Origin of the sequence: Pseudoprevotella muciniphila (assembly GCF_003265305.2) — a bacterium.
GTDB lineage: Bacteria > Bacteroidota > Bacteroidia > Bacteroidales > Bacteroidaceae > Alloprevotella > Alloprevotella muciniphila.
The window spans coordinates 2,013,248-2,026,935 of record NZ_CP033459.1 but is presented as its reverse complement, the minus strand read 5'-3'; the positions used below and the strand labels follow the sequence as shown (position 1 = coordinate 2,026,935).

Here is a 13,688-nt window from a genome sequence, read left to right as displayed (position 1 = left end):
TTATGAAGAGACATTATTACATACTCCTCTCTCTATTTATTTTCTGCACCATTACCACGGGTTGCCGTAAGGAAATTGGCAATGTGCCTGAACCATGCCCCAGTGTGTACTATTGGCAGACACAACTTGCGCTCGACAGCACGGAGAGGGCTTATCTCCGCCAGCACGAGGTGGGGAAGATGTACGTAAAGTTCTTCGACGTGGCTCTGCTTGACGGCAGGGCAATGCCTGTAGGCACATTGCAGTTCAGGGACAGCATACCCGCCGGCATAAAGGTCATTCCCACGGTTTTTATCACCGAAGAGTGCCTGCATGCCGACACCGCATCGCTTGGCGAGAAAATCGCGACCAGGGTGAAGAAGATGACGGACAGTGAGCATGTGCCCAATGTGAGCGAGGTACAGATTGACTGCGACTGGACACCGCGTTCGCGCGATACCTATTTCGCCTTGCTCGAGGACATCCGCACCCGCCTGAAGGCTTTTGGCTGGGGCATGAGCGTAACCATACGCCTACACCAGTTGCAGCAGGCACCACCACCTGCCGACTACGGTGTGCTGATGGTTTACAACACGGGCAACCTGAAAGTGCGTTCCGATCACAACCCCATCCTCGACATGCGCGACGTAGAGCCTTTCCTCAAGCACCTGCGCAACTACGACCTGCCACTCTGCGCCGCCTATCCGAACTACCGGTGGCAACTGCTCTTCAGCGGCAAAGATTTTAAGGGTATCCTTTACGATGAGAACTTATCGGACTCCACCATTTACGCGCGAATCAGTGGCGACACGCTCTACCAGGTGATACAGGCGCGTACACTCCACGGCGCAATGACTGCCGACTACGACATCCACATCGTGCCCGGACAGGAAGTGCGCGTATGGGAATGCAGCGAAGCAGACGTCAAGGCGATTGCCGACAAACTCGAGGAAGTGCGCCCGGGCATCAATGCCCAGACCATTATCTACCACCTCGGGGCGGTAAGCAAAAAATAAGGTGCGATATGCAGAAATTTCATTAAACCATTAGCGTATTTCTTTCGTCAAAACAGAAAATCAAAATACCTACGCCATCATGAAAACCAAACTATTTTTTACCATTTGCCTGCTATGGGCGCTCAGCCTCATTCCCGGCAAGGCCTGCTCCCCTATTATGACGTACAATTACTATATGTACTACATCATTGATGATAATGCCGAGGAGATTGGCAAAATGCGTACCGAGCAATTAAGCAAGGAATGGAGCACATACGTGGGCAAAACCGTTGCGGCAGCAGACGTGGAAGAACTTGCTGAACTCACACCTGCCGCCATGGATACCAGCCGAAATGTCATCATCACTTCCGTGCGCAACCGCAACGACAAGGAGATGAAGGCATATCTCACCCTACTGCTGGACTATATGGCTAATGTACCCGGTTCGTATAACGAATGGGACTATCCTTCGGCAGAAGAGATTGCAGCCCGCAGCAAAGAGATGAAACGCATTGCTGCCCGTGCGGCTACATACAATGATGTACGCCTCTTCAACCAATACACCCTGCTGCAAATGCGCAGCCTGTTTCAGGCTAAGGACTATGCGGGCGTGATTTCGACATGGAAATCGAAGGGCACAAGGATGAAGGACAATGTTTTCAAGAACATGGCAAAAGGTTTCTATGCCGGTGCGCTCTATCGCACCGACCAGCGCGAGGACGCCTGCGAAATTTATGCAGAACTGGGCGACATACACAGCGCCACATGGTGCATGAAGGACGAGCGCAACCTCGGCTGCATCAAGCGGGTATATGCCACCGCACCCAACAGCCGCACACTGCAACTGCTCGTGCAGGACTTCGTAAACAATGCCCAGGAAACGCTTGATGCAAAGAGCGAAGACTACAACCAGGGGCGCGATATTATTAATAAGGTATATCGCGACGAAGTAGAAGGCTTTATTGCCTTCGCACAGCAAGTGGTGAAAGAAGGTAAGACCTCTACCCCATCCATGTGGTACTCTGCTGCTGCTCTGCTCAACTTCCTTTACGGCAACTTCGCTGAAGCGCGCACACTCGCTGACAAGGCAATGACAGCACAGGGCAACGCACACATGAAAGACAATGCCCGCATTATACGCCTGCTCGTTTCGACAGCCGAAAAACACAGCGATGAAAACGCTTACGAATCGTTCCTCATCTCCGAACTGCAATGGCTTAATGACAAAGTGAAAGCGGAAGACTACGAACTTTCCTGGAATGCAGCCAACCGCATCTACCGACTCCACCTCATACCGCGCTATGAGAAACTTGGCAGACCACTTACAGTGGGTCTCCTCACGTATATGGCAGAAACCATAGAGTACGGCGGCTACTATTATAATGAGTATTCCCCAAGTCCACTCTACATCAGTTACAGCAGCGACTACATCACTCACCTCAGGGAGATGACACCAGAACAACTTGTGGAATACCATAGAAATCTCTTCTCTACGCCACATAGCGGCATTGACCTCTGGTTGTTCAACAAACTTGATGACAGATACAAAAGTCAGGAAGTGTACTACGACCTGATAGGCACACGCTACATGCGCGAAGGCAAATTCCAAGAAGCCCTGCCCTGGTTGCAAAAGGTATCAACAGAGTTCCTTTCCGCCCAGAACATCTCGTTCTACATGGCACAACGCGACTACAACGTCATCCGCTGGCTCAACCACCGACAGACCATACCCTCTCAACTCGATGACTGGATGAACGAAGAACCCATGAAGGTGAAGAGCAACCAAAAGGTGGACTTCTGCAAGGACATCATAGCCCTCGAGAACGCCGTTGCCAAGCGCCAAGCCTCCTACGACGACTACCACCGACTTGCCAACCTGTATTATCAGATTTCCGACGAAGGCGATTGCTGGTATCTGACGGACTATGCCTATACCACATGGAAACCGGAGAAAGACCCATTTGTGGCAAAGGCATACGAAGCCTTACAACAAGCATCCTATACCACCAACGACGAACTACGCCTGAAGGTAAAAATGGGCAAGGCATTCATTAATACAGACGCTGACTACTGGCTCTATATTTACAACTATAATAAAGACATAGAATTCAACGTTGTTCCTGAAGCACAGCAATTCAAGGACTTTGCAGCCTTCGCCTTAGAAGCAAAGAACTACAAACGCCTTCCCGACTATGTAAGCATGTGCGATGTACTCAAGCAATGGTGGAAGAGATAAGCATTTGGTATCATAACACTTAAACATACTATTATAAGAAGCCTTAATTGGTTCTAATTCACCAATTAAGGCTTTTCTTTTGACCTTTTTTACTGACCAATTTTCTTTATTGGTGTCCGGTAAAAAGTTTTATGGACTTAGTCATAAGCCTTTAATCACATTCACCCAGGATTGTCCTGGGCTATGCGCTTTTGGGGCTTTCAGCCCGTTTACCAGACACCAATAATATCTTATTAGGTCATTCGTCCTGTTTAAGTTTTTTTTCGCAGCCCGTTTTCGCTTCATTTTTCTTGCTGCAACGTTTGTGCCAATGTGTATAGGTAGTCGGAGAGCCGATTGAGGTAAACTGGGGTATGTGGCGAAGAAATTGAGGAGAATTCTCGTTCATCGAGAAGGCGTGCGAGGAGCCGTTCTGCTCGCCGACAGATGGTCCGCGCAACATGTGTATGCGCTGCTGCGCGTGTGCCTCCCGGCAGGATGAGTCCATTGTATGCCAAGTCATATTCTTCCTCGAGGTCATCGATTGCACTTTCTATTTTCTCAATATCTGTAGCCACAGGAAGCGGATTGTCTTTGCAACTTCCTGCCGTCCAAGCCATGATGTAAAAGAGTTTCTGCTGTATCTCTTTGAGGAAGACCTGAACAGGCGGTTTGCAGTAGGTTGCTACAAGACCTATGTAACTGGTCAGTTCGTCGAACGTGCCGTAAACTTCTACTTGCAGGTCGTATTTTTTCACACGTTTGCCTCCTATGATTTGTGTTGTGCCATCGTCGCCGCTGCGTGTATAGATTTTCATGGATAAAGATTTGTCAAAAATTGATGATGTAGTCTTGTTTGTTCAGTCTTTCTTCTGTATATGCAAGTCCTATTTCGTAAAGGTCGAACGTGACTCTGATACGAGGATGAGAGATGAGTTCCCTCCATGTTTTCAAACATGCATCGTCCTTGCGTATATTCCTTACAATAAGCAATGCTCTGGCTGAAAGTTTTTCCACTATGTAAGGTGCCATATTCTCGAAGTCGGAAGTATCTGCATATAGAATGTCTAACGACTCATTTGTGATACCCGTTAGCGGCGACGAAAGATATTCGCAAGTTTTGCAGCCCGCCTTGAGGTATTCTAACGTTATATCATTCCCTTCATAGAAGCCTCTCTTCGGTTGCAGTTCGTTAGCCAAGCGTAGCATGAGTTTGTCCTTGCGCTCTCCCCTACTCGTGTTTCTTTGCTCATGTAGCGACTGATAGGCGAGATAATTGCCTTTTTCATAAATCACGCCTCGCACGATATTGAATGCCCACGGCGAGTGTATGCCGTAGCCTCTTCGATAGGGCATGCGTTTAAGCCAAATGTATGCTCGTTTCAGAAAATTCAAGGCAAAAGCGTTTGTTTGTCGAGGTATATAGACTGAAAGGTGGTGACTGAAAGATGTTTTCGTGCGTTATTTTCGCTTTTCTTTGCGTCGTTCCAAATTCCGCTGATGAGCCGTCTGCCTGCTTTTCGAAGATGTGTTCTTGCGCAAACCTTCAGGCTTCTGCTGCAGGATGGGTATGCTCTTCGCATTCCATGTTATCTCGGTATCCCAATTGGCTCTTACGTCCACCTGCTTGTTGTAGTAGTACATGCGCTCGGGCTGTCGGCGCTCGGAATAGTCTCCTGGTGTCCACAGGTCGTCGCCATCGTCGTCGATAAACATGCGGAGGTAATATTTTCCCGGCTTCACATAGAAGAAGTCTGCACTACCTTCGCTGTAGTGCTCCTGTCTCACCACGCGTTTGTCGTCCTGCATGAGTTGCACTATTGCCGATGAGTCTGCATCGGGCAGTGTGACAAAGACCGAGCCGAACTCTTCCTGCTTGGATATCTTGAAACGCTTTTCCACCTTTCTATTCACCAGCCCATATATATTTTCCGCTGCAGCACTGTCGACAACGAGGGTGTATTGCTGCTCATAGTTCCATTCGCCGCGCAAGACGTAGAGCATGGGGTCGGTTTCATGCCTGTCGAGCCGGAACGGAGCCTCTGTCCTCGCTGTATCGGGACCGAGGTAGAGATGCACACGACTCTCGTCGAAACGGGCGAAGGGCTGCTTTATAGAGATAGGTATATTCTCGTTCGGTGGCAGGTTGCCCTGCACCTTAACAATGAGTTCTATAAACTCGGCTGGCAGGGTTTCCTGACTGTAATCTCCGCGCTTATGACGCTTTTCGCGCTCCTTTTCGAAGCGTTTCATCTCTTCTGCACGTTCCTTAAGTTTTCGAGCCATCGTCATGCGGGGCACGAGTTCAAAGGTGTCCGTCCGGAGAGTGTCCATGCCTGTGGAGTCGTCGGTCTCCATGTAGGTATATGCAAAAGTGAGTGTATCTTGCTTTAGTAGTGCGCTATCCTTGAGCCAATAGGTGATGGTATCGTTGAAGGGCGAACTGACTTCCACAAAACGATCGTTTGCATCAAAATTCAGTCCTATTATCTCCGGGCTATGTCCTGAAGGTCCCGTGAAGTACATTCTGAACCACTCGGGCACATCGCGTTGCTTCTTGAGGAAGTGGCGTGGCTTGTCTGCATGCTGGAAAGCCAAAATGACGACGTCATCGGGGGTATAATGCGTATAGTGTACCACTTTTATGCTGTCGTAGTACACCGTATCGCGCCAAATGGTGTCGTAGCGTATGTCGGGGAATGACGACGTTTGATAGGTTTTGTCTGTAAAGCCCATTATTTCAGACCTCGAACTGAACATCAAGTCGCCGTCCACGTCTTTTAGGGCATAGAGCCTGTAATTACCGTCTCTCACGCCCTTGATAGAGAATTTCCCATCCTCGGATGTTCTGCCCACACGGTCGAAAGGACGGGTCTGGAAGGCAGAATCATCGTCCTCGCTGTAGAGTCCCACAAGAATGCCCTTAAGGGGCGCCAATGTCTGAGCATCGACTACTGTGCCGGCTATTTCCATCGTGTCGAGCGCATCGCCGGTGGAGAAATAGTAGGTGAAGTTTCCAAAGGGATTGCCTTCATTATTGTCGGAGATGGCTTCACCAAAATCGATGGTGTATGTTGTATTAGGTTTGAGCGTATCGTGCAGAGTTACGGTGATGCGTTTGCCCGAAGACGAAATATTTGGTGGTTCTATCTGTGCAGGCGATACTGTAACCTTTTCTTGTGGGTTATCCAACCTGATGTTCTCGTCGAAAACGATTTCTATCTTCTTCGGAGAGGCATGTCGTTTGCCCAATTTAGGCGACATTGACATGATTTTCGGTGGTGTTTCATCAAAAGGACCTCCGTCAGGACCGCTTCCAGGGTTAGCGCACGAATTCATCATCAGCGGCATGAGAATAGCCACTAACAAGATCATGGGTAGAAAATAAAGTCCTTTTATGCGCATTCCGGAAGCGTCGATAAGTTATACGGAAACCTTGTTATTAGTTCAAAGCGAGAATTTCCTCTATGATTTTCCTGTCATTGCACAGGCGTGGCACCTTATGCTGTCCGCCAAGTTTTCCTTTACTCTTAAGCCAGTCGTTGAAGAGTCCCTCACGTGCCGGCACGATTTCGAGTTCCTGGAGAGTAAGGTTCTTGAAGCGTTTAGCCTCGTAGTCGCTGTTTATGCGCTGAAGCGCTGTGTCGAGAATGGTGACAAATTCGTTGAGGTCGGCAGGTGGTTGCTTGAACTCGATTACCCATTGGTGACGGCATTGCCCCTCCTTGTCCATAAACACAGGTGCTGCGGTGTATTCCTGAACGATGGCACCCGTCTTCCGGCAAGCCTCCTGGAGTCCCTTCTCTGCATTGTCCACAATGAGTTCTTCTCCAAATGCATTGATGAAACTCTTTGTGCGACCTGTGATGATAAACTTGTATGGCCTTGTGCTTGTAAACTTAATGACATCGCCAATCTGATATCTCCACAGTCCACTGCTTGTAGAGATGACGAGGGCATAGTTCTTGTTCTCTTGTACTTCCCAGATGGGCAACACTGTGGGATGCTCTGTTCCTACTTCTTCGAGAGGTATAAATTCGAAGAACACACCATAGTCGAGCATCAAAAGCATCGCTACGTCTGATGGGTCGCTCTGTATGCCGAAAAATCCTTCGCTGGCATTATACGTCTCCTCATAGTGCATATCGGGATTTGCTATGAGTTGATGGTATTGCTCGCGATAAGGCGCAAAAGCCACTCCGCCGTGATAGAACACTTCAAGATGGGGCCACACCTGGTCTATCGTGTCTTTCCCCGATATTTCGAGTACTCGGTTGAGCACACTCATCATCCACGATGGCACACCGCTGATGCTGCTGATGTTGCGATGGAGTGCTTCTCGTGCTATGCGGTCGCGCTTTACCTCAAAGTCGTCGAGGAGTGCCGTCTTCTTGCTCGGCACGCGTAACATATTGAGTATATCGGGAATATTCTGTATGAGCACTGCGCTAAGATCGCCTACATAAGACCCCGGAACATTATAGTTGGGTTGGTGCGAACCTCCGAGTATAAGCCCGAAGCGGTCCATCACTTTACTCTTCGGATAGTTTCGCATATAAGTCAACACAGTGTCGATACCACCTTTATAGTGCGTGTCCTTAAGCGCTTGCTTGCTTACGGGAATAAACTTACTTTTGTCGTTTGTTGTACCGCTGGATTTGGCGTACCATTTCACGCGTCCTTTCCAAAGGATATCCTTCTCGCCATGGCGCATCCTGTCTATGTCATTCTTCAATATTTCATAGTCGGTGAGCGGTGTACGGGCGACATACTCTTCATAGGATTTAATCTCTTCAAAATGGTGGTTTGTACCCCATTCTGTGTCCTTTGCCATATCAAGGAGTTTTTGTAGAGCCTCACGCTGAACGGCTTCGGGCTGTTCTGCTATGCGATCGAAAGCCTTGAAACGGTCTCTATAAATCCACGAACAAATCTTTGTAATCATTGACGATATTTTTACAAGTTGCAAATTTACAACTTATTTTTGGGAATAATCGCTATTCGGGTTCTCTTCGTAGAAAATCAGGTCGTGTTTTGGTTTGGCAAGAAAAAGGAGTGCCATTTCGGCACTCCTGTTACATTTTTCCTGACATCAGTCTTCCCTGATGAAGTGCATGGGCTGCCAGGGCTCATACTGCGGGAGTTCGGCATTGCCGGAATGGATATTCTTGAGCATCCAAGCCATGTTGCGTGCAAGGGTGCGCATGGTCTGCATACCCTCGGTGTCGAGACTCGCCTGACCCTGTTCGCGACCATACACTATGTTCCAATACTGTGAAGTTACTATTGGCATATTTACCATCTGGAAAGGCATCTGAAGTGTCTGGAATGCCGAAGTGGCGCCTCCCCTTCGACATACCGCTACTGCTGCCGCCGGCTTACACTTGACATCGGCTCCGGCGAAGAGCATACGCTGGACAAGGGCTATGACCTGACCTGTAGGCACACCGTAATACACAGGTGAGCCAACGATGAGTGCGTCAGATTCGTTCATCTTCCCGATGACTTTGTTGCAGACATCGTCGTCAAAAACACACATTCCATTACCTTTAGTCTTACAAGTGGCACAGGCTATGCAACCCCGAACAGGTTTGTTGCCTATCCACACCACTTCGCTATCTATTCCTTGTTCCTCAAGGGTGCGAGCAGCCTCTTGCAGAGCCAGGAACGTGTTGCCGTTCTTTCTCGGGCTACCGTTTATCAATAGTACTTTCATAAAATATCTTTATAGGGATTAGAACTTGAGACTGTCCACCCACTTTTTGATGTTTGCCTCATCGTCGCCGGTAAGATTTTCTGCCGGCAGTATTTTTGCATTGGGTGCAGAGGGTTGCAGGTGTTTCACTGTTTCGCCTGCTTCGCTGCTGCCGGAAGTAAAGAAGGGCACTATCACCTTTCCGGAAAGGTCGTATTGCTCAAGGAAAGTGTTGATGATAGTGGGCGCGATGTACCACCAGATGGGGAAACCTACATAAATCACGTCATATTTCTTTATATCGTCCACTTTCGACTTCACAGCCGGTCGCGACTTGGCATCCTTCATCTCCAGCGTGCTACGCGATTGCTTATCTCTCCAGTCCAGGTCAGCGTCCGTATAGGGCTGTTCGGGTACGATTTCAAAGAGTTCACCGCCTGTTACGTTGGCGAGTTTTTCTGCAGCAGCCTTTGTGGTGCCTGTAGCAGAGAAATATGCCACCAAAGTTTTCTTCTGATTTTCTGTTTGTGCGGTTTGTTGTTCTGACTTGTTGTTCTCTTGCTGTTTTTTGTCGTTTTGGCAACTGCCACTGACGCAAATGGCAAACACAGTGACCAACATCATGATAATTTTCTTCATTTTCTTTTCTTTTTTGGCTTACTGTTGCAAAAATATAAAAAAATATTGGTGTCCGGTAAAAGTTTTATGGACATAGTCATAAGCCTTTCTGTTTGGGTGTTTTATGGGTGGTGTAATCTATGGGGGCTTACGCTTTGACTTTGTTGCGTCCGTTTTAGTGCTCTGAATTAGGCTGAAAGCCTTACTGCTCATAGCCCAAGGCAACGCCTTGGGTATATGGACGTATGAGTATTTGCGTCCTGAAAGGACAAAAGCCATATTATTAAATAAATGCTAATCTCGTTTCTGCTTTTGCACTTACAGTGCGCCATTGCCATTGACCTTATCCCCCAGGGCGTTGCCCTGGGCTATGGGCTTTACGGACTTTCAGCCCGTTTTAGCGGACAACAATAAGTTTACCGGACAGCAATAATAAAAAAACCGCAAATCATTAGAGGGTGTTCACATCTTATTATAAAGAGATGTGCTATAAACAGAAAGGAAGGCATGCCGTAAGCACGCCCTCCTTCTTTAATAAATAATCTTACAATCAAGATTTACTTAACGTAAACCTTCTTGCCGTTGATGATGTAAACACCTGCAGGCAGATTCTTGGTTGACTTAACCTGCTGTCCGCTGATGTTGTACATACGGTTGTTCTTAATTACTACGTCGCCGAGAACCACTTTTTCAACACCGTCTACGATGGCCTTTTCGAGTGGTATGTATGCATCGCCGTCTACAGCAGCCTCTGGCATGCCAGTGATGGTGAAGTAAGCGTCGTTAGCAACAACTACAGTGTTCTTGTCGGTCTGGATGAGAGCAGCCCTTCTCTGGAGCGATGCAGGATCTGCAGTACCGAGGATGTGGTGGTTTGCACCAACAGTGTCGGGCTCCCAAAGAGCAGTCATACCATTTACGTTCAGACCATCTTCTGCATAACTGTAAGCCATTTCACCAGCAGTGTAAACTGTCAGATAAACTGAGAAGTCCTTAGTCGTTGCTGTGTCTTCAGCCACGATGAACGGAGTACCTGCAGTAATCACGTCAGATGTAATAGTCTTGAGTTGTACGGCATTATCCTTCAAACCGAGTACGGTGTAAACAGGAATTGCAGGTGCTGCGATGTCGAACGGCAGGAGGTGTACTGTGAATGGTACGGGGTGTTCGAGAATCATCGTTGCAGCAAACTCATCTTCACTCACCTTGATGAATTCGAAGGCTGAGTTGTCTGCACCCTTTGCAGAGTTCCATACTACGAGCACCTTTCCACCAGGTTGCGCGTTTGCGAAGTACTTCACTGAGTCGTTATAGAGCGTAATATTGAGCGCTTTTGTGATGGTGTCAATACGTGCGCCACGGAGTCCGAGTGTGTGAGAAGCATCTGTTTGTGGAACGCGACCACTCAGGCTTACCTGCTCATTGGAGAGGTAGCGGTTTGTAGCGAGGTTACGGAGGGTAATACCACCGTCAACGTGCTTGAGTTCCCAAAGTGCATTGAGACGGTTATCGATTTCTGTGTCGTTAGCGTAATCCCATCTTACGTTGGAGTAAGCATTGCTTGCAGAACCTGTACCATCTGTGCAAACGTATGCACCCTTTGCAGCACCTGTAGTGAGGCTCTGAATCTTATAGATACCATCTTTAGGAGTGTTAACCTTACCGATGTAAGTTTCTATAGCCTCGTTAAGGGCTTGCATGTTGGAGTTGTAAACGTCGTATGAAAGCACAGTTCCAGCCGCTGCTTCAGCAGTTTCAATAGTAGAGTTCAGAGGATCTTTGCTACCTGTCTCGTATTCACCTACACCGGCACCTTCGGTAGTCTTGTCGCGCCAAGTCTTTGCTTCAGCAATCTTTTCATTGAGTTTGTCTGAACTTGGATAAACTGCCATGAAAGCATCGTAAGCAGCTTGGAGTTGGTCGAGGTCTTCTTGAGATGCCTTACCTTCAGCAAGTTTTTGCTCACCATTTGCAATGGCTGCAGCAAGGTCTGCTTTAACTTGTGCGTCCATCTTTTCGTAAACGCAATTCTCGTCGTAAGTTGACTTGTATGCACGGAGCTCAGAGAGATACCAATAATCGAAACCATCGCCATTGGTACGTGCGTTGCCAGAAGCAGCGTGCTGCAATGACTTGGTTACAGCGATACGGATGTAGCGGTTACCCTGAACATTGAATGTTGTGATACCAGCACCATTATTAATAGGAGCGGCTGTGCGGCGGTTGCTTACTGTAACATCATTACCTTCAGCATCCTTCAGCTGAATATCCCATGCCATGGTGTAGTTACCAAGGTTAGGCCATTCGCTTGAAGGCACATCAGAAACAGTTTCAGTTGTTTCTCCTGTCTCGGGATCCTCTACCGTAGTTGTTACACCCGAAAGCAGAGCAGGATCGTTTGTACCATAGAGCGTTACTTCGTAAGGCAGGTCTGGGGTGCCTGCATTTGAGCGTGTAGCATACTTGAGCACGATGTCTTGAATGTCTGCCTGACCGAGGTCTATCTGGAGGTAGTGGGCCTCAGTTGCAGGATTACCAGGACTCCATGCAGAGTGGAAGAAAGATGCGCCATTGAATACACCATCGAAGAGAGCAGCGTATGAACCTTCGCTTGGTTCCTTCGCATTGCTGTAAAGTTGCGATGGGTCAGTAACAAGACCATCAACCGATGTCTTGGTTACTATTTCGCCTGTTTCAGGATCTTCCACTTCAGTTGTATCTACTTGGAATACACCGTCGTATGTACCTGGGTCGATGATGTATGACTTACCTGCAGATTCAGCTGTTCTTGCTGTGCCGAGGAGAGTTTCCATCTGCTTATTGCGCTCGATTTGTGCAAGTGAATCCTTAAGCGCCTTAATATTATCTTCAAGGGCTGCAAGGGCTTCTGCTGATAGTGGGACAAGTTTCCACTGTGCTGCATAAGTATTACCAGCATTGAGCACTGTATAGTAACCAGAACTGCTTGTAGATGGGTATGAGTAGAGATAAGCATAGTCGGTAATCTCACCGATACCTTCTATTTCAGCATTGCGAACGGTTACCCAGCCCGGGTAATTCGAACTGGTATTGAAATAGAACTTAGCAGCATTTTCCTTTTCCTCTGTAAGCGTGAGTACTCTATTAGCGCCGGTTATATGAGGTATATACTTATCGAAAGCTATACTCTTGATGTAGAACGCTGTATCATTGGCAGCTTCAAGTGTCCACAGGTAAGCGGGTTGTGCATTTTCATCCTGAGCTGTTGTTACATTGGGTGCCCAGCCTGCGTAATTTCCTGCTGTAGAGAGGACATTGACGCCAGTTTCTATGGTAAGGTCAGGAATTACTTCATTGGCATCACCATTACGGGCATTGAGGATGTAGTAGTTACCTGCTGTTACAACGATAGGATATTGACCTTCTTGGAGAGCCTTAAGTGCTGCGAGATAAGCATCACCTGCTGCAATGAGGTCGTCATTCGAACCACCAGAAACCTGCCAATCGAGCATGTCATTGTAAGCCTCTTCTGCTGCCGCAACGAGCGTCTCGGGATAGTAGCCACCGGCTGTTCCTACCGGATATTGAGAAGCATCGAAGGGATTATTGTTAATAATGTTGTCAATGTAAGCCATACCCTTTTCAGGATTCTCAATGTAATGGATGATGAAGGCATTGATGGTAGCACCTGTATTGGAACCAGTTACATCAAAGCTTACAGATGATACACCACCGAGGTCAAGAACTTGCAGGTGAGCCTCCTGGTCGCCTTCGGCAGTTACGGACACACCTTCGCAAGTCATGGTTTGGTCGCCACCACGCTGACCATTGTTCTGAATCTTGTTCTCAAACTTGATTTCGAGACCTGTAATGAGGTACTCAGTCTCAATAGAGAGGGTGTAAGGTGTAACAACGAGACCGGAATAGAAAGAGAATGTGGCTGCATCCATGTTGTTAGCCGTCATAGAGATAACAACAGAAGGTGTACCGTAGGATGCCCAGCGTTTTGTGAATCCGGAGGTTACCTTTTGCCATCCCTCTGTGGTCGTCTCACGATAGAATGCACCTGCAGTAGGGTCGCTGGACGAATACGTCACAGTCATCTCCTGCTGTGCATAGGCTCCTGTTGCAACAAGCATCAGAAGCAGCATTGAAAATAGACGAGTAATCTTTTTCATGTGGATTTGGTTTTGGTTTTGGTTAGAAA

9 protein-coding genes are annotated in these 13,688 nt (G+C 47.8%); 2 read left to right on the top strand and 7 right to left on the bottom strand.

Features of this window, described 5'->3' with window-relative positions:
- Nucleotides 1–2 precede the first annotated feature (2 nt).
- Together C7Y71_RS08065 and C7Y71_RS08060 are read left to right on the top strand one after the other, a co-directional pair.
- Nucleotides 3–995 carry a hypothetical protein gene (locus tag C7Y71_RS08065; RefSeq protein WP_111898059.1) on the top strand — a complete coding sequence of 331 codons (993 nt, stop codon included), beginning with the start codon at nt 3–5 and terminating at the stop codon, nt 993–995.
- Nucleotides 996–1,074: 79 nt separating this feature from the next.
- Nucleotides 1,075–3,210 (top strand): hypothetical protein, encoded by a 2,136-nt coding sequence (locus C7Y71_RS08060; protein WP_146739385.1) that lies wholly within the window; start codon nt 1,075–1,077, stop codon nt 3,208–3,210.
- Between the two features lie 281 nt (nt 3,211–3,491).
- Here the strand turns inward: C7Y71_RS08060 and C7Y71_RS08055 are convergent, their stop codons facing one another.
- The 7 genes from C7Y71_RS08055 to C7Y71_RS08025 all read right to left on the bottom strand — a co-directional run bounded on the left by C7Y71_RS08055 (nt 3,492) and on the right by C7Y71_RS08025 (nt 13,659).
- Nucleotides 3,492–4,007, bottom strand: a complete 516-nt coding sequence (locus C7Y71_RS08055; RefSeq protein WP_111898057.1) for a cob(I)yrinic acid a,c-diamide adenosyltransferase — start codon at nt 4,005–4,007, stop codon at nt 3,492–3,494.
- Between the two features lie 13 nt (nt 4,008–4,020).
- Complete coding sequence (locus C7Y71_RS08050; RefSeq protein WP_146739384.1) at nt 4,021–4,545, bottom strand: hypothetical protein; 525 nt, start codon at nt 4,543–4,545, stop codon at nt 4,021–4,023.
- Nucleotides 4,546–4,650: 105 nt separating this feature from the next.
- Complete coding sequence (locus tag C7Y71_RS08045; protein ID WP_226943420.1) at nt 4,651–6,594, bottom strand: Ig-like domain-containing domain; 1,944 nt, start codon at nt 6,592–6,594, stop codon at nt 4,651–4,653.
- 37 nt (nt 6,595–6,631) lie between these two features.
- The gene (locus C7Y71_RS08040) at nt 6,632–8,134 is read right to left on the bottom strand and encodes a GH3 auxin-responsive promoter family protein (RefSeq protein ID WP_111898054.1); all 1,503 of its coding nucleotides are present in this window, start codon (nt 8,132–8,134) and stop codon (nt 6,632–6,634) included.
- A 147-nt stretch (nt 8,135–8,281) separates the two neighbouring features.
- Nucleotides 8,282–8,905, bottom strand: coding sequence for a flavodoxin family protein (locus C7Y71_RS08035; protein WP_111898053.1), 624 nt, complete (start codon nt 8,903–8,905; stop codon nt 8,282–8,284).
- Nucleotides 8,906–8,923: 18 nt separating this feature from the next.
- Entirely contained in the window at nt 8,924–9,523 is a 600-nt protein-coding gene (locus tag C7Y71_RS08030) for a flavodoxin (RefSeq protein ID WP_111898052.1), read from the bottom strand.
- Nucleotides 9,524–10,059: 536 nt separating this feature from the next.
- Nucleotides 10,060–13,659 carry a hypothetical protein gene (locus tag C7Y71_RS08025; protein ID WP_146739383.1) on the bottom strand — a complete coding sequence of 1,200 codons (3,600 nt, stop codon included), beginning with the start codon at nt 13,657–13,659 and terminating at the stop codon, nt 10,060–10,062.
- Nucleotides 13,660–13,688: the final 29 nt, after the last annotated feature.